Raw genomic sequence first — 21,502 nt, forward strand, 5'->3', positions numbered from 1 at the left:
CTTCCTCCTTCCCGCCTCACGCCTCGACCGCCTCGCCGATTCCGGCCCCCAGGCCGCGCATCAGGTCCACGAACCCGGGGAAGCTGGTGGCGATCATGCCGGGCTCGTCGACGGTCACGGGCGTTTCGGCGGACAGGCCCAGGATCAGGTGGCTCATGGCGATGCGGTGATCGCCGTGGGTGACCACGCGCGCGCCGCCCTCCACCCGGTGATTGCCGCGCTTGGCGCCGACCACCGTGAGGGCCTCGGCCTCCTCCTCGATCCCGACGCCGCAGGCGGCCAGCCCCGTGGCCATGAGGGCGATCCGGTCGCTTTCCTTCACGCGCATCTCGCCGATGCCGCGCATCACCGTCTTGCCCTCGGCGAAGGCGGCGGCGACCGCCAGGATCGGGTATTCGTCGATCATCGAGGGCGCGCGCTCGGGCGGGACGTCCACGCCCGAGAGTTCGGAATAGCGCGCCGTGACGTCGCCCACGCTCTCGCCGCCCTCGTCGCGGATGTTGGTCACCGACAGGTCGGCCCCCATGTCGCCCAGGGTGTCGAGCAGGCCGATGCGGGTGGCGTTGAGCAGCATGCCCTGAACCGTCACCTCCGAGCCCGGCGTGACCAGGGCCGCCACCAGCGGGAAGGCGGCCGACGACGGATCGCCCGGCACGTGGATACGGGTTCCGCGCAGCCTCTGGCCGCCGGGCACGACGATGCGGCGGCCAGCGCCCTCTTCCGAGACGTCCACGCGGGCGCCGAAGCCGCGCAGCATCCGTTCGGTATGGTCGCGCGTGGCCTCGGGCTCGACTACCTCGGCGCCGCCTTCGGCGTGCAGGCCCGCCAGCAGGACCGCCGACTTCACCTGGGCGGAGGGCTCGGGCAGGCGATAGGCGATCCGGCGCAGATTCCCGCCACGCAACGTCAGCGGCAGCCGCCCGCCCGCCCGGCAGATCCACGAGGCCCCCATCTCGCCCAGCGGCTTCAGGACCCGGTTCATCGGCCGGCCACGCAGCGAGGCGTCGCCGGTGAACGTGACCGAGAGGTCGAAGCCCGCCGCCGCGCCCATGATCAGGCGCACGCCGGTGCCCGCATTGCCGCAGTCGATGACGTCGGCGGGCTCGGCGAACCCGCCGCGGCCCTCGACGCGCCACGCGCCTTCGCCCAGGCGGGTCACGTCCGCGCCGAACGCGGCCATGGCCGCGGCCGTGCGCTTCACGTCGTCACCCTCCAGCAGGCCCTCGATCTCGGTCACGCCTTCGGCCAGGGCGCCCAGGATGAGCGCGCGATGGCTGATGGACTTGTCGCCGGGGGCCCGCACCACGCCCCTCAGGGGGCCAGAGCGCCGGGCGGTCAGGGTCGCCGCCGTCATGAGTGAAAAACACGCCTCCGGGAACGGGGTCAGATCGAAAGGGGGATTGCTTTGACAGCCGCCTTCGCGCGTGGCAAGGGACGCCGCCTTTCGCGAAACCGCCATATCTAGAGGGTCGCCGTCTTTGGCCAATCCCGAGCTGGGCACGAAGCAAATCTGCCCCAACTGCTCCGCCAAGTTCTATGATCTGAACAAGCGGCCTGCGCACTGTCCCAAGTGCCATACCGAGTTCGATCCCGACGAGGCCGTCCGCAGCCGACGCGTCCGCGCGCGCGCCGTCACGCCCGAAACCGAGGCGGACGACGAGCGCGAGGATCAGGTCACCGACGACACCGAGCGCGACGAGGACGACGAAGAGGACGCCGCGACGCCCGAGCTGGACGAAGTTTCGGACGAGCCGCCCCTCGCCTCGGACGACGACGACGGCGACGCCGAGCCGGCGCAGGTCTCCGAGGATCTCGGCGACTTCGGCGACGACGAGGAGAGCGAAGAGGACGACGACGTGCCGTTCCTGGAGGACGAGGACGACGACGACTTCGACGAGTCCGAGATCGAAGGGCTTCCGGACGAAGGGGACGACGACCGCTAGGAGGCGGTCGGAACCCGGCCGCGCCGGCCACCAGACCGGCGCGGAACCCGCCCTTTTCGCCATCGGCCAACGTCCGGTGGCGGCCCTTCCCCAGAGGGGGAAGAAAAGACGAAAAAGCCTGCGAAGTGGGCTTGATCGCGGGAACCGGTTTGAATAGGTTCCGCGCCTTCCTGGGGCCCCGGCCCTCGGGAAGACCCGGACCTCGGGGCTATAGCTCAGTTGGTAGAGCGCTTGAATGGCATTCAAGAGGTCAGCGGTTCGACTCCGCTTAGCTCCACCATGAAGGCCCGTAGGCGACCCCTACGGGCCTTCGCCTTTCTCGGGCCGGTTGTTTCGTGGGTTCAGCCCAGCCTCAGACGTCGTCGTCGCCGACAGGGCCGCCCTCGTTCTCCCACTTGCCGATGGCGCGGACGTCCTTGCGGTTGAACTTGAGGCGCACGCCGACACCGCCGTCGGGCCCTTCGTCGATGAGGACGGCGCCGCCCTCTTCGAGCGCGAGGCGCAGACGCCCGGCGGCGGCGGCGTCCAGGCCTGCGCGGCCGGCCTCGAAATCGGCGATCGCCGCCTCCTCCACGCCGGAGAGGCGAGCCACATGATCACGAGGCCACTGGACCAGGGCGCGCGCGGCGCGGGCGAGAGGGCCGGTGATGGGGGAGCCTGCGGCAGGCATGAAGCGTCTCCTCTCGGTCAATCGCCCTGGCGCGGCGCCTTCAGGCGGAAGATCATCTTCTCGATGCGGCGCTCGTCGGCCTCTGCGATCTCGACCGCATAGCGGCCGATGCGGACGACCTCGCCCTCCTGCGGGAAGCGGCCCAGGTGGTTCAGGATGAGGCCCGCCGCGGTGTGGAAGCCGCCCGGCTCGAACGGTTCGTCCAGCAGGTCGGACAACTCCACGAGGTCGGCCTTGCCGTCGACGCGCCAGACGCCGTCCTCGACCAGGGCGATCGGCGCGTCGGGGTCGTCGTGCGCCTCGGGGAAGTCGCCGGCGATCATCTCCAGCAGGTCGGTGGGCGTGATGACGCCCTCCAGGCCGCCGAACTCGTCGACCACGAAGGCCATGTGCAGCTTGGACGCCTTCATCTGCTCCAGGGCGCCCAGCACCGAGGTGGTTTCCGGGATGTAGATCGGATCGACGGCCAGCCGGCCCAGGTCGAGCGGCTCGCCGGCCAGCAGCGCGTCGGCCACGTCGCGCTTGTGGACCACGCCCAGGGGGCTGTCGAAGTCGGTCCCCTTGGCCAGGACGAAGCGCGAATAGGGGCACTTGCGCACCTCGTCGCGGATCACCGCCTCGGGATCGTCCAGCGAGATCCAGTAGACCTCGGTGCGCGGCGTCATGGCGACGCGGACGGGCCGGTCGCCCAGGCGCATCACCTCCTGCATCATGGCCTGTTCCTGGGGCTCGATGACGCCGGCGCCGGTGCCCTCGGCCAGGACAGTCTCGACCTCTTCCTGGGTGACGGCGCTGCCGTCGCGGTCGCGCACGCGCAACAGCCGCAGCACCGTGGCCGTGGAGAAGGTCAGGAGGGTGACGAAAGGCCCCATCAGCCGGGCGAGGACCGTCAGCGGCCCGGCCACCACGCCGGCGATGGCCTCGGAATGGATCAGGGCCAGCCGCTTGGGCACCAGCTCGCCCAGGATCAGCGAGAAGTAGGTGAGCATGACCACCACGACGCCGGTGGCGATCTGTTCGGAATAGGTCGCGAGCAGGGGCGACGAACGCTCCAGCATCTCGTCGAGTTCGCCCGCGATCGTGGCCTGGCCGTAGGCGCCGGCCAGGATGCCGATGAGGGTGATGCCCACCTGGACGGCGGACAGGAAACGGGTGGGGTCGTCGGCCAGGGCCAGGGCGGCGCGGGCGCCCTTGTCGCCGCGCTCGGCGCGGGCCTGGAGCTTGGCTTTGCGGGAGGACACCACGGCCAGTTCGGACATGGCGAAGAGGCCGTTCAGCAGCACCAGGAGGAGCACGACGGCGGAGGCGAAGAGGAGCATTTTCCCGTGTTTCGGCGAGGCGCAGGTCGCCCCGGCCCTCAGACTAGCGGGTGGGACCGCAAGACGCGAGGGCGCCCTGCGCCCCGTGCTGGTGCCTGGCTTGCACCGCCCAGGACACGGGGCCTAAATGCGCAGATGATCGGCGCCCTGTCGCACATGCTTCCCTCACACCCCTTCAAGGCGGCCGCCGTGCGGGCCGCATCGGCCGCGCTGCTGGTCCTGGCCGGCGCCCTGGCGGTGGCCGGTTGCGACCAGCCCAAGCCTCGCAATCTCCCGCCGGCCGCCGGGCCGCCGGTCGCCCCTTCGCCCACGCCGCCCGCGCCCGAATGGGCGAAGCCCCTGCTGGGCCAGGCGCTGCAGACCGCATTGCCGAAGACCGGCGCCTGCAAGGGCAACACGGATGTCGTCCAGCAGACCTATGCCGGTGATCCGGCGGGCGTGCAGATTCACGGCTGGGGCTGGGACGCCGCCAGGAAGGCCCGGGTGGAGCGCGTGGTCCTGACCGACGCCGAGGGGCGCATCGTGGGCGCCGGCGCGGGCGGGGGCGAACGGCCCGACGTCCCGGCCGCCCTGGCGGAGGTGACGGACGGCCAGACCGGCTGGAACGCCGACGCGCCAGTGTCGCACGGCCCTTTGCTGGCCTATGGCGTGCTGGCCGACGACACCGCCTGCGTCCTGGGCCGCATCGACTTCTGAGGCGGTCGGACGCCGGTTTTCGGCCCGCCCCCAGCCGCGCCGGGCGTCCTTGGCTTCGCCGTCATTGATCGGTTCCGTCGCAATCCCCACATAGGGCATGTCCGGACGAACCGAGCCGATGCCGGGCGGTTCGTCCGGAGAGTCGCTTCTTTCGAGGACTCTTTGGAATGAACCGCAGCCTGATCTTCGACAGCCCGTTCCTGTTGGGCTTCGAGCATACCCGGAACCTGATCGAACGGGCGTCGAAGGCCGCCGCCGAGAGCTATCCGCCCTACAATGTGGAGGATCGGGGCGACGGCGCCTTGCGGATCACCCTGGCCGTGGCCGGGTTTTCGCCCGACCAGCTCAGCGTGACCGTGGAGGACCGGCAGCTCACCGTGACGGGCCGGCGCGACGGCGGAGGCGCGAAGACGGAAGAGGCTTATCTGCATCGCGGGATCGCGGCGCGCGGCTTCCTCCGGAGTTTCGTCCTTGCCGACGGCATGGTGGTGGACGGAGCGACCCTGGAGCATGGCCTGCTCCATATCGATCTGGCCCGGCCGAAACCCGAGGCCCGGTTGCAGACCATACCGATCCGCACCGCGGGCTAGTTCCGCCAGGACCAGAGAAACCGGACCGCTGCATTGCGCAGGGTCCATCAGATGCAGGGCCGGCTGAACCGGCGGCCCCTGCAAGCGTTGAAGAGTACGGAGGTGGTCATGATGACGCCTGTTCTTTCGATGGAAGCGTTCGCCGCCCTTGGCGCGCCCAATCTTGTCTATGTCCGCCCGATCAAGGCGTCAGAGATCATCGCCAGCACCCCCGCGGCGCAGATCCAGGCTTTCGAGCTCGATCCCGAACAGACACTGTATGCGGTGCATCGCGCCGACGGCGAGCGTCTGGCCGTGCTGACGGACAGGGATTCCGCCGTCGCCGCCGCCCTCGCGCACGAACTGGCGCCGGTCTCGGTGCACTGAAATTACGGCCGTCCCTTCCCCCCGGGAAGGGACGGCTTCGATCGCGGTCCGCTCCGATGGAATCGGACGGGGTCCTGACCCTTGATCCCGGTCCCTTGATTTCTGGGCCCTTGATTTGTCGCGCTGTGGCTGCGGACCGATATCCCTTCGCCGGGAAGCGCCCTAAGCCGCCGGCCGCGCGGCGTCCTGAACCAGGAGGACATGGACGGCGTCGGCCGTGCGAGCCTTGCGAAGCTGTTCGCGCAGATCGCCCTGGCGCATGACGCGCGACACCCGGGCCAGGGCGCGCAGGTGGTCGGCCCCGGCGTTCTTGGGAGCCAGAAGGGCGAAGAGCAGGTCGACCGGCTGATCGTCGACGGATTCGAACTCCACCGGTTGCTCCAGGCGCACGAAGACGCCGCGCATGCGCTCCAGGCCGTCCAGACGCGCATGGGGTACGGCCACGCCGTAACCGACGCCGGTCGAACCCGCCGCCTCACGCTCCAGCAGGGCGTCGAGCACCTCGGCGGTCTCGAGGCCGAAATTCCGTGCGGCGATCTCGGCGATCACCGCCAGCGCCTTCTTCTTGTTGGCCGCGCGCACGCGCAGTGAGATCGCACCGCGATCCAGCAGTTCGCCGATGTTCATGGTCTCGAAGCACTACCTCGATCCGCTCGCGCCCGCCCGTCAGGGCGGACAACGGCGGACGCCGCTGCAACTAGTGGGCCGGACCGGAAGACGCCCCGTCGCCGCCGTTCCGGCTCCGGGTCCGTTCCGGGTCGATCCAGCCGATATTCCCGTCGGGGCGGCGATATACCACCGAAAGCCCCCCATGCGCGGCGTTTCGAAACACGATTGTTTGAGCTTCGGTCAGATCAAGCTCCATGACCGCCATAGAAACCGTCATCGAACGCACCGGGCGCTCGGTCTCGGCGATGATCATGGGCTCGGCGCCGTCCCCCGAAGCGGGGGAGTCGTCGTCCTCGTCATCCCCCTCGGGCGCGGCGATGACGAAATAGGCGGCCGTCTCGGCCTGCCGCGCCATCGCCTGGGGATGGTGATCCTTGAGCCGGTTCTTGTAGCGGCGGATGCGCTTCGACATCTTGTCCAGCGCCGCGTCGAAGGCCTGGTGGGCGTCGGCCCCCAGCCCCTGGGTCGTGAGCTGCTGCCCGGAGGCGAGGGTGACGGCGCAATCGACCTTGAAGGCGCCCCCCTCGCGGCTCACGACCACGTCGGCGCCGCCGCCACGGTCGAAGTACTTCGCAATGCTGGTGGAGAGTTCGTCGGCGACTCGCGAACGCAGAGCCTCTCCGACATCGACATGCTTGCCGGTGACTTGGACTTGCATGAGCTAAGAACGCGCCACCCGGCGGATGGTGTCAAGCCGGCGCGAACGCCTGCCAGACGTGCAGGAACAGGGTGACGATAATGTGAGCCGCCAGCACAAGGACGCCGGCGCTGGCCACCGCAAGCAGGTATCCGGCCAGCGCGATCACGCCGTCCCTCTGGATCAGGGCGAACGACAGCGCCGAGACCGCCATCGCCGGCAGGAAGTTTCCGCCGGGGATGGGCAAGATCAGGACGACCGCCAGCACCAGGCAGACCAGGCCGATCAGCCGCTCGCCCAAAGATCCGAACAGGAAGGTGAGCCGCGGCCTGGAGACCGCCTCCAGCCTGCGTAGCCAAGGCACGACGCGCGGCAGCGCCGCCCGCAGGTCGGCGGTGGACAACCTGCGCGACGTCACGCGATCGGGCAGCCATGGCGCCGAGGCGCCGATGACAAGCTGGGGCGCCAACAGCACCAGTGGAAGCCCGAAGATCGTCGAAGCGCCCGGTGGTAGCGGCAGCATGCAGGCCAGGCCGAAAATGAACAGCAGCGCCCCGATCGCGCGACCACCGAACTTTTCGGTCAGTTCGCCGATGGAGATGTCCGGCTCGCCGTGGTTGGCGATGTCGAGCAGCACCGCCGACAACGGCGCCTCGTCGGACGAGCTTTCGGCGGTCTGGGCGGAGTCGGACATCACGCTCTCATCTGGCGGTCCGGAATGTCTCCGCCAAGTGACGTAACGCGATTTCCGCGCGCGAGGGTTCCCCCGGGAAACGCCTTCAGGCCGGTTCCTTGAGCATCCGCCTGCGCTCGACCGACGACGGGATGCGCAGGGCTTCGCGGTACTTGGCGACGGTGCGCCGGGCGATGTCGACTCCGGCCCCCTTGAGGATCTCGACGATGCGGTCGTCCGAGTGGACGTCCTCCTCGCGCGACTCGGTGTCGATGAGCTGCTTGATCTTGTGTCGGACGGCCTCGGCGGAGTGCGCCTCACCGCCTTCGCTGGAGGCGATGGCCGAGGTGAAGAAGAACTTCATCTCGAACAGGCCGCGCGGGGTGGAGATGTACTTGTTCGACGTGACCCGGCTGACCGTGGACTCGTGCATCCCGATCGCGTCGGCGACGGTCTTGAGGTTCAACGGCCGCAGGTGCTCGACGCCAAACGCCAGGAAGGCGTCCTGCTGCCGGACGATCTCGGAGCTCACCTTCAGGATGGTGCGCGCCCGCTGGTCGAGGCTCTTCGTCAGCCAGTTGGCCTGGGCCATGCAGTCCGAGACGAAGGTCTTCTCCTGGTCGCTGCGGGCCTGGGCCGACACGCGCGCATGGTAACGCTGATCCACCAGCAGCCGCGGAAGGGTGTCGGAATTCAGCTCCACGTGCCAGAGGCCGCCGGGGCCTTCACGAACCAGCACGTCCGGCTGAACCGGCGTGGCCGCATCGCCGCCGAAGGCCGCGCCGGGCCGGGGCGACAGGCCGCGGATCTCGGCGATCATCTCGCGGAGGTCCTCGTCGTCGACGCCGCAGATCTTCTTCAGCGCCGCCAGGTCACGCTTGGCCAGCAGCGGCAGATTGTCGAGCAGGGCGCCGATGGCCGGATCGTAGCGGTTCCGGTCCTTGAGCTGGATCATCAGGCATTCGCGCAGGTCACGCGCGGCGACACCGACGGGATCGAAGCCCTGGACCACGGCCAGGACCCCCTCGACGCGCGCCTCGGAACAGCCCAGCCGCCCGGCGACCTCGGCCACGTCGGCGCGCAGGTAGCCCGCCTCGTCCACGGCGTCGATCAGGACGTGGGCGATGGCGGCGTCCGCCGCCGCCAGGCCCGAGGCGGCGACCTGGTCGGTCAGATGCTCGGCAAGGGTGGCCTCGCGGGTCAGGCGCTGCTCGAAGCCTTCGCCATCGTGGTCGAAGCTGCCGCCCGGACCGGCGCGGGACCAGTCCACCTGACCCCCGGCGTCGGCCGCGCCGGTGTCGCCCGGCCCGACGTCGGCCATTTCGGGCGCGTCGCCCGTGGCGCGTTCGCCGGGCGAGGCGTCGTCGTACTGGGTGTCGAGGTCGGCGCGGGCGTCGGCGTCGGCGGCGTGCTCGTCGCGGACAGCGTCGGCCGACGCCTCGGACGCCTCGGGCTCGCCCTCCTCGCGCTGCAGCAGCGGATTGCGTTCCAGCTCGCCCTCGACGAAGGCTTCGAGTTCGAGATTCGACATCTGCAGCAGCTTGATCGCCTGCTGCAGCTGGGGGGTGATGACCAGCCCCTGTCCCTGCCGAACCTCGAGTCGTGCGCTGAGCGCCAACGAACCGCCCCCTTTGACCTGATTTCCTGGCCTGTTTCTTGCTTCAGGCTAGGGGCCGATCCCAACCGACAGGTTAACGGCGGGCGTTTTCCGGCCCGACGGTCGATTTCGCCTGGACGACGCATTGACAGCGCCGGTCTCGCGAGGCCCCCTGGCTCCCGACTTGTCAGTAGAATGGCGACAGGAGCCCATGCGTCGCGCCGACCGCCTGTTCCAGATCATCCAGATCCTCCGGCGCAACCGCGGGCCGATCACCGCGGACGCCATCGCCGCCGAACTGGAAACCTCCAAACGCACGGTCTACCGCGACATCGCCGACCTGATCGGCCAGCGCGCGCCGATCCGCGGCGAGGCGGGCGTCGGCTACATCCTGGAGGATGGGTTCGACCTGCCGCCCCTCATGCTCACGCCCGAAGAGGTGGAAGCGGCGGTGCTGGGCGCCCAGATGGTGGCCGCCCGCGGCGATCCGGCCCTGCGCCGCGCGGCCGAGGACCTGATCGCCAAGATCGGCGCGGTGATCCCCGAGAACCTGCGCCCGCTCGTGGTGGAGCCGGCCACCCGCGCCGCGCCGAGCTGGAAGACGGCGCCCGACAACATCGACATGGCGTCGGTGCGCCAGGCGATCCGCAGCGGCCGCAAGCTGACCCTGACCTATCGCGACGAGCAGGAGCGTGAGACGCAGCGGACGGTCTGGCCCTTCGCCGTGGGCTACTACGAGACCACGCGGCTGGTGGTGGCGTGGTGCGAACTGCGCCACGACTTCCGGAGCTTCCGGACCGACCGTGTGTCCGCCGCCCAGTTCCCGGACGAGCGCTACCCCGACCGTCCGGCCTCGCTGCGCGCCCGCTGGCGCCGCCGCCAGCAGGAGCAGTGGGCGGCGATGCAGGCCGAGGAGGCCCGCAAGGCGCAGGGCGCATAGGCCCCGCCCGTCGCGGACGGCGCACCGTTCGCCGATCTGATGGCCTCGTGACGGGTTCGGCGATTTGGTCGTGGCCGCGGCTACGCCTAAGCGTAACGTCATACGCTGGGAGTTACACCGATGACCGGACTGAACCGTCGCGAGGCGTTCCTGCTGGCGGGCGCCGCCGCCGTCGCGCCCGCCGCCGCCGCCGCCGCCGCTGACCCGGCCTTGCCCACCGTCTGGGACCTGACCCCGCTCTACCCCAATCCGGCCGCCTGGGACGCAGAGCGCGCCGCGGTCGAGGCCGAACTGCCGAAACTGGCGGCGTTCAAGGGCCGGCTGGGCGAGAGCGCCCAGGGCCTGCGCGCGATCCTTCAGTCGATCTCCGACGTGAACAAGCGGCTTGAGCGCCTCTTCGTCTACGCCACCCTGAAGGGCGACGAGGACCTGCAGGTGGCCGTCGACCAGGAGCGGCGGCAGACCGCCCAGGCCCTCCTGGCCAAGGCCGGCGAGGCGACAGCCTGGGTGAATCCCGAGGTTCTGGGCATGGGGCGCGTGCAGATCGAGGGCTTCCTGGCCGCCGAGCCAGGCCTGGCCAAGTTCCGCTTCGGCCTGATGGACACCCTGCGTCTGGCCCCCCACACCCTGGACGAACAGGGCGAGGCGCTGTTGGCCGGGGCCTCGAACCCGCTGAGCGGGCCGGGCGCCATCCGGGGCCAGCTCGTGGCCTCGGATATTCCGTGGCCGACGGTCAAGGTCGGCGGCGAGGACGTGCGGCTCGACCTCCAGGGCTACATGCTGGCGCGCACCGCCTCGGACCGCGCCGACCGGAAGACCGTGTTCGACACCTTCTATGCGGCGTTCAAGGGCTTCGAATCCAGCCTGGGGGCGGCGCTGTCGGCCAAGGTCCAGGGCGACATCTTCGGCGCGCGGGCGCGGAAGTACGACAGCTCGCTGGCGGCGGCGGTGGATCGGCCGAACATCCCGCAGGATGTCTATCGCACCCTGGTCGCTGAGGCGAACCGCGGCCTGCCCATCCTGCACCGCTACTTCGAGGTGCGCCGCCGGCTGCTGGGACTGGCCGACATGGGCTATTGGGACATCTATCCTGCGGTCACGAAGCTGGACACGCGGTTCGACCTCGCCACGAGCCGGCGGCTGTCGCTGGACGCGATGAGGCCGCTGGGCCGCGAGTACGGCGACGCCTTCGCCAGGGCCACGACCCAGCCGTGGGTCCACGCCTATCCCCAGAAGGGTAAGCGCGCCGGCGCCTATGTGTTCGGGGCCGCCTACGACGTCCACCCGTACATGCTGCTGAACCACACCGACAACTACGAGGGGCTCTCGACCTACGCCCACGAATGGGGCCACGCCATGCACACCCTGCTGGCGCAGAAAGCCCAACCGTACGAACTGTCCAGCTACCCCATCTTCACCGCCGAGGTGGCGTCCACGGTCAACGAACTGCTGCTGGTGGAGCACATGCTGAAGGGCGCGAAGACCCGGGACGCACGGCTGTTCTACCTGGACCGGGTCTGCGAGGTGATGCGGGCCACGTTCTACCGGCAGACCATGTTCGCCGAGTTCGAGCTGGCCATCCACGAGACCGCCGAGAAGGGCGAGGCGCTGTCGGGCCGGCGGCTGTCGGCCCTCTATCTCGACCTGCTCCGGCGCTACCATGGGCCGAAGGTGGCGATCGAGGAGGTCTACGGCCTGGAATGGGCCCTGCCCGGCCACTTCTTCGACTACGACTTCTATGTCTATCAGTACGCCACCTCGGTGACGGCGGGCGCGGCGTTCGTGGAGCGCATCCTGAAAGGCGGCGTGGCCGCCCGGGACGCCTACCTGGGCGCGCTGAAGGCCGGCGGGTCGGACTATCCCGTGGAGGTGCTGAAGCGCGCCGGCGTCGACATGACCACACCCGAGCCCTATCGCGCCCTGCTGACCCGCTTCTCGCGCACCCTCGATGAGATGGAGGCGCTGATCGGATAGCGTCCGCGCCACGTCGCCGGCCGCGGGAACCGCCTCCCGATCAGGACGACGGGCCTTCGGCGTCGGACGCTGCAGCTCCGGCCGCGGCTTCGGTCTCCTGGAGCCTGCGGACGTTGTCCTCGTGTTTGCTGCGGTCGATGTTGTAGGCGGCCATCAGGCTGATCGAGACGGTGTAGATGGCGATCAGGGTCGGGATGTAGATCATCATCAGGTCCCGCAGGATCTGCGGGTCCACCTCGCCCGGCCTCGCGCCGATGGGAAACGCCGAGGCCGCCAGGATCAGCCCCGCGATCGCCGGCCCACCCGACGACCCGATCTTCTTGAACAGGCTGTCGGCGGCGAACAGCAGGCCCTCGGTGCGGCGTCCGATCCGCACGGCGTTGTCCTCCACCACGTCGGCGATCAGGGCGGTCAGGAACACGCCGGTCATGGCCCACGAGGTCATGGTGACGAAGGCGCCCGACGCCACGATGTAGAACACCCGTGGGTCGCCGTTCTCCGGCATCACGCCGGCCAGGCGGGCGAAGTAGGGCGTCAGCTCGGCGACCGCGCCCAGGATGTAGCCGAGGACCGCGGCCTCCTTCTTGCCGATCGCCCTCGAGACGGAAGAGGCCAGCGACGCGCCGATCAGGCCGCCGACGGCGTTGAACGTCACGATGGTGGCGATCTGCGCCTGGGTCAGCTCCCAGAAGAAGAGGCTGACGTATAGCGTCAGCCCGCCGGTGACTCCCGAGACCAGGAACACCAGGCTTCCCGAGCCCACGATGGTGAAGAAGGCGCGGTTGCGCAGCGTCGAGAAGATGTCGCTCAGGTGCTCGCGTCCGCTGCGGCGGTCGGACGGCGCCTGGCGCAGCCACGGGATGAAGCGGTGCGTGGCCGCCGACGAGATCAGGATGGTCGTGAAGATCACCGTCGCGCCGGCCATGGCGTAGGAGAAGTAGCCGTCCTTGGCCAGCACGCCGCCGCTGCCGTCGGGCAGTTCGCGCAGGGCCACCTGGTAGGCGAAGACCATCATGAGCAGCCCGCCCACCACGCTGCACAGCGTCCGGATCGAGATCAGCACGGTGCGACGGTCGTAGTCCTCGACCAGTTCCGGGATCAGCGCCGAGGACGGCAGCTCGAAGAAGGTGTCGAACAGCCGGATCGAAAGCAGGCAGGCCATCATGTAGCCGAACAGAGCCAGCGGCTCGAGGCCGGTGGGCGGGTTCCAGATCAGGAAGAACAGGATCGCGACCGGCGCCGCAGCGGCGTACATGTAGGGGTGGCGACGCCCCAGGCGGCTGCGCGTGTTGTCCGAAAGCTGGCCCACCACGGGATCGACCAGGGCGTCGAATATGAGCGCCAGCGCGGTTCCCAGGCCCACCCAGGCGGCGGGCAGGCCCATCACCTGATTGTAGAAGATCATCAGGAAGGTCGCGAGGCCGCGGGTCTTGGTCGAGTTGGAGACCGCCCCCAGCCCGTAGGCGATCATCACGCCCCAGCTCAGGGGTGGACGGCCCGGGAGGGGCCCGACGGCGTCAGGCGGCGCGGACGCCGACGAAGCTGCGCCCCGACGCGACGAGGCCCGCCCTGCGACGCCCATGATCCTCGATTCCTCCCCCTTCTCGTTGCCGGCAGGCTAGGGGCGGAGGGGCGGGCGGCCCACAGCGCAAATTTTTGGCGATGGGCAAAATTCGATTTGGCGGACGGCGGCCGCCGTCAGTTGAACCTGTCGCCCAGGTAGACGCGGCGCACCTCGGGGTCGTCGACGATCTCGTCGGGGCTGCCCTCGAACAGGACCTCTCCCGCGTGGATGATCGAGGCGCGATCGATGATGTCCAGAGTCTCGCGGACGTTGTGATCGGTGATCAGGATGCCGATGCCGCGCTGCTTGAGGTAGCCGATCACCTCGCGGATGTCGGCGATGGCCAGGGGGTCGATGCCGGCGAAGGGTTCGTCCAGCAGCATGAAGCTGGGCTCGGAGGCCAGCGCGCGGGCGATCTCCACGCGCCGCCGCTCGCCGCCCGACAGCGACACGGCGGGCGAGTTCTTGAGATGCTCGATGTGCAGTTCCTCGAGCAGCTGGGCGACCGTCTCGCGCGCCTTGCGGGAGTCGTTCTGACGCAGCTCGACCACGGCCATGACGTTCTCCCAGACGCTCATGCCGCGGAAGATCGAGGTCTCCTGGGGCAGGTAGCCCACGCCCATGCGGGCGCGCTGGTACATCGGCTGGGCGGTGATGTTCTCGCCGTCGAGGTAGATGGCGCCGTAGTCCGCCGGGATCAGGCCCGTGATCATGTAGAAGCAGGTGGTCTTGCCCGCGCCGTTCGGGCCCAGCAGGCCCGCCACCTCGCCACGCGCAAGGCGGAGCGAGACCCCCTTCACCACCGGACGGCCGCGGAACGACTTGCCGATGTTGTCGACGACCAGCCCCTCGCTCGGGATGGCGGCCTGGGGGCGAATCCGCTGCGGCGCGTTCACCGGGCGGCGCTTTCGGACTTCTTGGACGGATAGAACACACCCCGCGGGCGCGATTTGGCGTTGGGGCCGGTCGAGGTCCCCACCATCCGGCCTTCGCCCGTGTTGGTGTTGAACACCATCCGGCTGCCGCGCAGCACGTTCTGCCCCTGCACCGCCACCACGTCGCCGGTCAGGGTGACAGTGTCGTTGCGGGCGTCATAGGTCCCGTTGTCCCCGCGCACGCGCTGGTCCTTGGAAGTCACGTAGTAGACGTTGCCCTCGGCCTCCATGCGGACGAGGTCGCCGCAGGCGCCCGTCCCGGTGGCGCTGGTCGCGCCCGGCCGGGTCTCGAAGATCGCGCGCAGGACGTCGGCCCGCAGCCGCGCCTGGCCCTGGAGCGCCTCGGCCTTGCCGCGCCACACGGAAACGCAGGCCTTGTTCTGGACCTCGAGTTCGTCGGCGGTGATGTCGACCGGGCCGTCGGAGTTGGGGCCCAGGCCCTGCGCCTGGGCTGCGCCGGCGGCGCACAAGGCCAGGGCGGAGAAGGCCAGGGCGGCGGCCGCAGAGGTGACGGGAAGCTTCATGTCGGTCCTTGACCTGTTCGACGTGGCCGAAAACGCGGTCCGCTACTTCTTGTTGGGTTCCAGGCGCGTGCGGACGCCGCCCTTGAAGACCATGCGCTCACCCTTGCCGTAGACGCCATAGGACTCTGCGCTGATTTCTCCAAGACCCCCAGCCCCCTGAATGGGGCCTGAACCCACGACCTCGCCGGTCTTGGTGTCGAACATGGAAGCGGCCGTGGCGAAGGCGTTCTTGGTGTCGGCCATGCGGACGCCGTTGGTGAGTTCCAGCTTTCCGGTCTGCTCGTGGAACACGCCCGAGGCGCCGTTGATGCGCATCTCGTCGGGACCGCTCTCGTCCAGCACCAGCGCCGGCTTCTGAAGGATCACGCGCTGGTAGTCGGACGGGTCCCGCGTGGCGGTGTCGGCGGTCAGCCGGAAGGCGCGGCCCTTGTCGTCACGGCCCATGAAGCGCGGGTTCAGGAGCCGGATCGGTTCGTCGCCGGCGCCCGACGCCTTGGGCTGGGCGTTGAAGGTGGACCACGCCACGCTTCCGATCAGGCCGGCCAGGATCAGGGCGATCACCGCCGGAAGCACCACGCGCAGCGTGCGGATGAGGCGCGAACGCCGCCGCCAGCGCTCGAAATCGGCCCGGCGGTGCTCGGGCAGCGATGAGTCGGAGAGGACGCCGTCGGTCGCGGTCATGGCGCTTATCTAGGTATGCGCGAAGATATCGGCATCCTCCCAGCCGGCCACGTCCAGCAGGGCGCGGTGCGGGAGGAACTCGAAACAGGCGCGGGCCAGATGGTCGCGGCCCTCGCGGGCGAGCATGGCGTCCAGGCGCTCGCGGAGGGCGTGAAGGTGCAGGACGTCGGAGGCGGCGTAGGCCACCTGGTCGTCGGACAGCTTGTCCGCGCCCCAGTCCGAACTCTGCTGGGCCTTGGAGATGTCCACGCCGATCAGTTCGCGCGTGACGTCCTTCAGGCCGTGGCGATCGGTATAGGTGCGGGCCAGCTTCGAGGCGATCTTGGTGCAGTAGACGGGGGCGGTCACCACGCCCAGATGCAGCCGGAACATGGCGATATCAAAGCGCCCGAAGTGAAAGATCTTGGTCACCGCGGGATCGGTGAGCAGGCGCTTCAGGTTCGGCGCGTCATAGGTGGCGCGGTCCAGCCTGACCACATGGGCGTCGCCGTCACCCGCCGAGAGCTGCACCACGCACAGGGGGTCGCGCCCCAACCGCAGCCCCATGGTCTCGGAATCGACGGCCACCGCCGTCGCCCCGGCCAGGGCCTCGGCCGGAAGATCGCCTTCGTGGACGTGGATGGTCACTTCGCCAGCAACTCCGACACGACAACCCCGCAGGGGGGAACCCCCGTGTATCGTAGGGGTGGTGCCCAGGAAAGGACTCGAACCTTCACGGCCGTTAAGCCACTGGCACCTGAAGCCAGCGCGTCTACCAATTCCGCCACCTGGGCCCCGTCCGTCGGATCGGGAGGCGGCTACATATGGCGCCGCCCCGTTGCGGTCAACGGCCCCTTCGCGACGGACCGGCGCGTCACGTTGCGATAGGCGGCCGCATCGTTTAATCGGCGGGCTTTCCAGGCTTCAGGGACCGGCCGCGCCGCCATGCAGAACCTCGTCACCGTCTTCGGCGGCTCCGGCTTCGTGGGGACCCAGGCCGTCCGCTTCCTGGCCAAGGCCGGCTGGCGCATCCGCGTGGCGGTGCGCAACCCGAACCTGGCGTACCGCATGCGGCTGCTGGGCGATGTGGGCCAGGTCGACATCGTCCAGGCCAACCTGCGCGACCGGCCGTCGCTCGCGCGCGCGCTCGAGGGCGCGACGGCGGCGGCGAATCTCGTCGGCCTTCTCTACGAGCGGGGTCGGCAGGGCTTCCAGGCGGTCCACGTCATGGGCGCCCGCAACGTCGCCGAGGCGGCGCGCGCGGCCGGGGCGACGCGACTGGTCCAGGTCTCGGCCCTGGGCGCCGATTCCGGGTCGCCTTCGAAGTACGCCCGCACCAAGGCCGAGGGCGAGGCGGCCGTGCGCGAGGTCTTCCCCGGCGCGGTGGTGGCGCGGCCCTCGATCGTGTTCGGCCCCGGCGACGGCTTCTTCGAGCGCTTCGCCACGATGGCCCAGTTCAGCCCCGTCCTGCCCCTGATCGGCGGCGGCGAGACGAAGTTCCAGCCGGTGTTCGTGGGCGACGTCGGCCGGGCGTTGGCGCGCATGGTCGCCGATCCGGACGCCGAGGGCCGGACCTACGAACTGGGCGGCCCGGCGGTGCTGAGCTTCAAGGCGCTGATGGAGATGATGCTGGCCGAGACGGGCCAGCGCCGCCTGCTGCTCCCCGTGCCTTGGCCGGCGGCCAGCCTGATCGGCAAGGCCGGCGACCTCGTGGCCGGAATCGTCCCGCCGCCGCTGACGGCCGACCAGGTGGAGAGCCTCAAGGCCGACAACGTGGTCAGCGGCCGCCATCCGGGCCTCGCGGACCTGGGCGTCGCACCGACCACCCTGGAGGCGGTCCTGCCGACCTACCTCTATCGCTACCGCAAGGGCGGCCAGTACGCCGACCAGGACGCGCGCGAGCTGGAGGCCGGGCGGGCCTAGCGTGCTGGATCTGAAGGTCGCCTGATTGTCGGATCGGGCGCGAATTTCTGAATCGCCACACTAGCCCAGAAGCGCCAGGCCGATCAGGCCCAGGACGCCGACGACGATCCGCCAGATGGCGAAGGGCGTGAAGCCGTGGCGGGCGACGAAGTCCAGCACGCGCCGGACCGTGAAGACGGCGGCCACCAGGGCGCACGCGAAGCCCAGGGCGATGATGCCGGCGTCGTCCCAGCTCATGTTCTCGTAGTTCTTCACCAGGTCGACGGTGAAGGCGCCCGCCATGGTGGGCATGGCGAGGAAGAACGAGAACTCGGCCGCCGCCCGCTTCTCGCAGCGCAGCAGCAGGGCGCCGGCGACGGTGGCGCCCGAGCGCGACACGCCGGGGATCATGGCCAGGCACTGGAAGACGCCGATGGCCAGCGAGGTCTTCAGCGGGAACGCCGCCGCATCCGTGTGCTCCGGCGGCTTCTTGATGCGGTCGACCGCCAGGAGGGCGAAGCCCCCCACGATGAGACTCACGCACACCAGGGACGGCGTCTCGAACAGCACGCCCTTGATGAAGTCGTGCGCCAGCACCCCGATGAACGCCGCCGGCAGGAAGGCGATCAGGATCGAGGCCACGAACCGCCGCGCGGCCGGATCGTCGTGGAGATGGGTCGCCACGTTCCAGAGCCGCGCGAAGTAGACCGAGATCACCGCCAGGACCGCGCCGAGCTGAATCATCACCTCGAAGGTGTGGCCCGTGGATTCGAAGCCCAGGAAATGGCCCAGCAGCAACAGGTGGCCGGTGGACGAGACCGGGATGAACTCGGTCAGCCCCTCGACGATCCCCAGGATGATGGCGTTGACCCAGTCCGGCACGACCGCGCGCTCCAGTTCGACGAATGCAGGGGACGAGAGGCGCGCACTAACGTGAAGAAGCCGTTCACCTCAAGCCGGCGGGGCGCACCGCGGTCGGATCAGGCCGGCTCGGGCTCGGGTCCGACATAGCGGGCGCGGGGGCGGATGAGCGCGGCGCTCTGGCCCTGCTCGATGGCGTGCGCGATCCAGCCGGCGCAGCGGGCGACGGCGAAGAGGGCGAAGGGGGCGTCGCGCGGCAGCCCCAGGTGCTCGCAGGCGGCCACCAGGGCGAAGTCGACGTTGGGTGCCAGCCCCGCGACGGCGCGGGTCGTCTCGGCCAGCCGGGCGAGGCCCGGCGGCGGCGCGAAGCGGTCGAGCAGGGCCGCCGCGCGGGGATCGCCGTCGGGATAGAGGTTGTGGCCGAAGCCCGGCAGGGCGCGATCGTCCTGCAGGCGCGCGGCGACGGCGGCGCGGGGCCCGGCCTCGGCCGCTTCGGCGGCGAAGCGGCGCACGGCGTCGGTGGCGCCCCCGTGTCGCGGCCCCGAGAGGGTGGAGAGGCCCGCCAGCGCCGCCGCCGCCAGGGATGCGCCGGTGGACGCCGCCACGCGCGCGGCGAAGGCCGAGGCGTTCAGCTCGTGGTCGGCCACCAGCACCAGGATGCGCCGGATCAGGTCGGCGCCCGCGCCGCCCGGCCCCTGGCCCCAGGCCAGCGCCAGCCGGTTGTGGATCGCCCCGCCCATCACCTCGCCCGCCACGGCGTCGGCCAGGACGTCGAGCAGGGTGGCCGCCTCAACCGCCAGCGCCAGGGGCGCTCGGCCCACGGCCGGCGGATCGGCGGCCGCGCGCAGGGCCAGGGCCAGATAGGCGCGGCTTCCCATGTCGCCGGCGACCGGCGGCGCGGGCCGTTCGGTGCGTTTCAGCGCCGCGCCGTGGCCGCCGCGCAGCAGTCGCGCCACCGCCTCCAGGGTCTCGGTCTCGGCCAGGCGGATGGCGTCGCGGCCACGGTAATAGAGCCGGCCGCCCTGGACGGTGGTGATCTCGGACGCCAGCACAGGCTCGCCCCAGGCGATGGCGCCGGCGGCCACGTCCGACAGCTTGCGGCTGCGCGACTTCCGTTCGGCCAGGGCGGCGATGTCGGCGGCCCGATAGAGGCTCCGGCGCGGATCCTGCGGGTCGGGGCGCACGGCCACCCGGCCGCGGCTGACATAGGCGTAGAGCGTCTGGGGGCGGACGCCCAGGCGGTCGCGGGCGTCTTCGGCGGCGATCCAGTCGGGAGATGGCATTTATATTGATTATATTGATCAAGATTGACCCATAGAGCTTGGGCGCATTCTCTCCAGCGTACAAGAGAGAAGGAGATCGCCATGACCGCAGCTTCCGACGGCCTGGAAGGCGTCGTCGCCGCCGCGACCGTTCTGAGCGAGGTGGACGGCGCGGCCGGACGCCTGATCGTACGGGGCCGTTCGCTGGACGAGCTGGCCGGGCGCACCACGTTCGAGCAGATGATCGGCCTGCTGTTCGACGGCTTCTACGCCGACCTGCCCGCCGACATTCCGGCGGCCCTGGGCCGGGCGCGGGCCGAGGTGTTCGCCGAGGTGGCGGCGCTGGACACGGGGCTCCTCGACCGCACGCCGGTCGAGGCGATGCGGGCGCTGACCGCGCGGCTGGCCGACGGCGACGACGCCGCCACGGCCTTCCGCCTGATCGCCGCGCCGGCCGTCTTCACCGCCGCGGTCGTTCGCGGCCAGGCGGGCCTTGCGCCCGTGCAACCCGACCCCGAGCTGCGCCACGCGGCCGACACCTTGCGGATGCTGCGCGGCGCGCCGGCCAGCGCGGCCGAGGCCGACGCGCTGGACACCTACCTCGTCACGGTGGCCGACCACGGCCTGAACGCCTCGACCTTCGCCGCCCGGGTGGTGGCCTCGACGCGGGCGGGCCTGACCTCGGCGGTGCTGGCGGGGATCAGCGCGCTGAAGGGGCCGCTGCACGGCGGCGCGCCGGGGCCGATCATCGAGATGCTGGACGAGATCGGCGAGCCGTCGAACGCCCGCGCCTGGATCGAGGCGGCGCTGGCGCGCGGCGACCGGCTGATGGGCTTCGGCCATCGCATCTACAAGGTGCGCGACCCCCGCGCCGATGCGCTCAAGACCGCCGTGCGCTGGCTCGACGCCCGCCAGGGACGCCTGGAGTTCGCCGAGGCGGTGGAGGCCGCCGCGCTGCAGATCCTGCGCGAACACAAGCCGGAACGGTCCCTGCAGACCAACGTCGAGTTCTATACGGCGCTGCTGCTCGAGGCGCTGGACTTCCCGCCCCCCGCCTTCACCTGCGTCTTCGCCATGGGCCGCGTCGCCGGGTGGCTGGCCCATGCGCGGGAACAGCTCGCGGGCGGGCGGCTGATCCGCCCGGCCAGCGTCTATGTGGGGCCCCTGCCCCGCCAGGCGGCCTAGCCGGCGGCCCGGCGCGGCGCCGATCAGGCCCGGATCTCGACCGCCTCGCCGGGCTGGGCCTTCTGCAGGAGGTCCTCCAGGTCGGAGCGGGCGACCGCCACGCAGCCTTCGGTGGGCGGATATCCCGGGCGCGCGATGTGGAGGAAGATGGCCGAGCCCATCCCCGGGACCGGCGGATCGTCGTTGTGGCCCAGGACGACGACGATGTCGTAGACCCCGTCCTCGCGCCACAGGCGCTCGGCGCTGGCGGGATAGGGCAGCTTGACGTGACGATTGTAGGCCGGATCGGCGGGATCGTCGCACCAGCCGTCGTCCTCGGCCATCGCGTGGACGCGGATCTCGGTGGCCGGCGGCGGGCCACGGTCGGGCCGGTACCAGACCTCGCGGATCGGCCAGGCGCCGGCCGGCGACCCGCCGTCGCCCTCGCGCTTGGCCGCCGCCGGGACCACCCCCGCCGGTCCCAGCGCACAGCGCACCCGGCGGCCGTCGATGTCCAGCCAACCGTCCGCGGTGGCCACGAAGTTCATCGGAACCT

23 protein-coding genes and 2 tRNA genes are annotated in these 21,502 nt (G+C 70.4%); 9 read left to right on the plus strand and 16 right to left on the minus strand.

Annotated elements, in window-relative coordinates; all coding sequences use genetic code 11:
• Positions 1-16: 16 nt before the first annotated feature.
• Entirely contained in the window at positions 17-1,354 is a 1,338-nt protein-coding gene (aroA, locus tag WG212_RS00255) for a 3-phosphoshikimate 1-carboxyvinyltransferase (protein WP_337185058.1), read from the minus strand.
• A 124-nt stretch (positions 1,355-1,478) separates the two neighbouring features.
• On the opposite strand from aroA, the gene WG212_RS00260 reads away from it, so the two are divergent.
• Complete coding sequence (locus WG212_RS00260) at positions 1,479-1,943, plus strand: TIGR02300 family protein (protein ID WP_337185059.1); 465 nt, start codon at positions 1,479-1,481, stop codon at positions 1,941-1,943.
• A 204-nt stretch (positions 1,944-2,147) separates the two neighbouring features.
• A tRNA-Ala gene (locus WG212_RS00265) sits at positions 2,148-2,223 on the plus strand.
• Between the two features lie 72 nt (positions 2,224-2,295).
• Here WG212_RS00265 and WG212_RS00270 read toward each other — a convergent pair.
• Both WG212_RS00270 and WG212_RS00275 read right to left on the minus strand, forming a co-directional pair.
• Positions 2,296-2,613, minus strand: a complete 318-nt coding sequence (locus WG212_RS00270; protein ID WP_337185060.1) for a DNA-binding protein — start codon at positions 2,611-2,613, stop codon at positions 2,296-2,298.
• Positions 2,614-2,630: 17 nt separating this feature from the next.
• Positions 2,631-3,932, minus strand: a complete 1,302-nt coding sequence (locus tag WG212_RS00275) for a hemolysin family protein (RefSeq protein ID WP_337185061.1) — start codon at positions 3,930-3,932, stop codon at positions 2,631-2,633.
• Between the two features lie 135 nt (positions 3,933-4,067).
• Here WG212_RS00275 and WG212_RS00280 point away from each other — a divergent pair, with 135 nt between their 5' ends.
• The 3 genes from WG212_RS00280 (at position 4,068) to WG212_RS00290 (ending at position 5,584) form a co-directional block, all read left to right on the plus strand.
• Positions 4,068-4,628: a hypothetical protein gene (locus tag WG212_RS00280; protein WP_337185062.1), complete on the plus strand. Its 561-nt coding sequence runs from the start codon at positions 4,068-4,070 to the stop codon at positions 4,626-4,628.
• 167 nt (positions 4,629-4,795) lie between these two features.
• Positions 4,796-5,218: an Hsp20 family protein gene (locus WG212_RS00285; protein WP_337185063.1), complete on the plus strand. Its 423-nt coding sequence runs from the start codon at positions 4,796-4,798 to the stop codon at positions 5,216-5,218.
• Positions 5,219-5,329: 111 nt separating this feature from the next.
• Positions 5,330-5,584, plus strand: coding sequence for a DUF1150 domain-containing protein (locus WG212_RS00290; RefSeq protein ID WP_293382602.1), 255 nt, complete (start codon positions 5,330-5,332; stop codon positions 5,582-5,584).
• Positions 5,585-5,746: 162 nt separating this feature from the next.
• Here WG212_RS00290 and ptsN read toward each other — a convergent pair whose 3' ends face one another.
• From ptsN to rpoN, 4 genes are all read right to left on the minus strand, one after another.
• Positions 5,747-6,211 carry a PTS IIA-like nitrogen regulatory protein PtsN gene (gene ptsN / locus WG212_RS00295; RefSeq protein ID WP_337185064.1) on the minus strand — a complete coding sequence of 155 codons (465 nt, stop codon included), beginning with the start codon at positions 6,209-6,211 and terminating at the stop codon, positions 5,747-5,749.
• A gap of 70 nt (positions 6,212-6,281) precedes the next feature.
• Positions 6,282-6,911, minus strand: a complete 630-nt coding sequence (gene raiA, locus WG212_RS00300) for a ribosome-associated translation inhibitor RaiA (protein ID WP_337185065.1) — start codon at positions 6,909-6,911, stop codon at positions 6,282-6,284.
• Positions 6,912-6,942: 31 nt separating this feature from the next.
• The gene (locus WG212_RS00305) at positions 6,943-7,584 is read right to left on the minus strand and encodes an exopolysaccharide biosynthesis protein (protein ID WP_337185066.1); all 642 of its coding nucleotides are present in this window, start codon (positions 7,582-7,584) and stop codon (positions 6,943-6,945) included.
• 85 nt (positions 7,585-7,669) lie between these two features.
• On the minus strand, positions 7,670-9,181 hold the full coding sequence (gene rpoN, locus WG212_RS00310) for an RNA polymerase factor sigma-54 (RefSeq protein ID WP_337185067.1): 1,512 nt from the start codon (positions 9,179-9,181) through the stop codon (positions 7,670-7,672).
• Between the two features lie 190 nt (positions 9,182-9,371).
• Here rpoN and WG212_RS00315 point away from each other — a divergent pair, with 190 nt between their 5' ends.
• Both WG212_RS00315 and WG212_RS00320 read left to right on the plus strand, forming a co-directional pair.
• Positions 9,372-10,100, plus strand: coding sequence for a YafY family protein (locus WG212_RS00315; protein ID WP_337185068.1), 729 nt, complete (start codon positions 9,372-9,374; stop codon positions 10,098-10,100).
• Positions 10,101-10,220: 120 nt separating this feature from the next.
• Positions 10,221-12,074 carry a M3 family oligoendopeptidase gene (locus WG212_RS00320; protein ID WP_337185069.1) on the plus strand — a complete coding sequence of 618 codons (1,854 nt, stop codon included), beginning with the start codon at positions 10,221-10,223 and terminating at the stop codon, positions 12,072-12,074.
• Positions 12,075-12,114: 40 nt separating this feature from the next.
• Here WG212_RS00320 and WG212_RS00325 read toward each other — a convergent pair whose 3' ends face one another.
• From WG212_RS00325 to WG212_RS00350, 6 genes are all read right to left on the minus strand, one after another.
• Positions 12,115-13,545, minus strand: a complete 1,431-nt coding sequence (locus WG212_RS00325; protein ID WP_337185235.1) for an MFS transporter — start codon at positions 13,543-13,545, stop codon at positions 12,115-12,117.
• Positions 13,546-13,772: 227 nt separating this feature from the next.
• Positions 13,773-14,498: an LPS export ABC transporter ATP-binding protein gene (gene lptB, locus WG212_RS00330; RefSeq protein ID WP_337185236.1), complete on the minus strand. Its 726-nt coding sequence runs from the start codon at positions 14,496-14,498 to the stop codon at positions 13,773-13,775.
• A 32-nt stretch (positions 14,499-14,530) separates the two neighbouring features.
• Positions 14,531-15,097: an LptA/OstA family protein gene (locus WG212_RS00335; RefSeq protein WP_337185070.1), complete on the minus strand. Its 567-nt coding sequence runs from the start codon at positions 15,095-15,097 to the stop codon at positions 14,531-14,533.
• A 42-nt stretch (positions 15,098-15,139) separates the two neighbouring features.
• Positions 15,140-15,778: an LPS export ABC transporter periplasmic protein LptC gene (gene lptC / locus WG212_RS00340; RefSeq protein ID WP_337185071.1), complete on the minus strand. Its 639-nt coding sequence runs from the start codon at positions 15,776-15,778 to the stop codon at positions 15,140-15,142.
• A gap of 9 nt (positions 15,779-15,787) precedes the next feature.
• Positions 15,788-16,405 carry a ribonuclease D gene (locus WG212_RS00345; RefSeq protein ID WP_337185072.1) on the minus strand — a complete coding sequence of 206 codons (618 nt, stop codon included), beginning with the start codon at positions 16,403-16,405 and terminating at the stop codon, positions 15,788-15,790.
• A gap of 59 nt (positions 16,406-16,464) precedes the next feature.
• Positions 16,465-16,551, minus strand: a tRNA-Leu gene (locus tag WG212_RS00350).
• Between the two features lie 151 nt (positions 16,552-16,702).
• Between WG212_RS00350 and WG212_RS00355 the strand changes: the two genes are divergently transcribed.
• Positions 16,703-17,680: a complex I NDUFA9 subunit family protein gene (locus WG212_RS00355; RefSeq protein ID WP_337185073.1), complete on the plus strand. Its 978-nt coding sequence runs from the start codon at positions 16,703-16,705 to the stop codon at positions 17,678-17,680.
• 60 nt (positions 17,681-17,740) lie between these two features.
• Here the strand turns inward: WG212_RS00355 and WG212_RS00360 are convergent, their stop codons facing one another.
• Complete coding sequence (locus WG212_RS00360; protein ID WP_337185074.1) at positions 17,741-18,541, minus strand: undecaprenyl-diphosphate phosphatase; 801 nt, start codon at positions 18,539-18,541, stop codon at positions 17,741-17,743.
• A gap of 98 nt (positions 18,542-18,639) precedes the next feature.
• Positions 18,640-19,803, minus strand: coding sequence for a citrate synthase (locus WG212_RS00365; protein WP_337185075.1), 1,164 nt, complete (start codon positions 19,801-19,803; stop codon positions 18,640-18,642).
• Positions 19,804-19,884: 81 nt separating this feature from the next.
• On the opposite strand from WG212_RS00365, the gene WG212_RS00370 reads away from it, so the two are divergent.
• The gene (locus tag WG212_RS00370) at positions 19,885-20,967 is read left to right on the plus strand and encodes a citrate synthase/methylcitrate synthase (protein ID WP_337185076.1); all 1,083 of its coding nucleotides are present in this window, start codon (positions 19,885-19,887) and stop codon (positions 20,965-20,967) included.
• 23 nt (positions 20,968-20,990) lie between these two features.
• On the opposite strand, the gene WG212_RS00375 is transcribed toward WG212_RS00370, so the two are convergent.
• Positions 20,991-21,494 (minus strand): L,D-transpeptidase family protein, encoded by a 504-nt coding sequence (locus WG212_RS00375; RefSeq protein ID WP_337185077.1) that lies wholly within the window; start codon positions 21,492-21,494, stop codon positions 20,991-20,993.
• Positions 21,495-21,502 lie beyond the last annotated feature (8 nt).

The organism is Phenylobacterium sp. (genome assembly GCF_037189685.1).
Classification (GTDB): Bacteria; Pseudomonadota; Alphaproteobacteria; order Caulobacterales; family Caulobacteraceae; genus Phenylobacterium.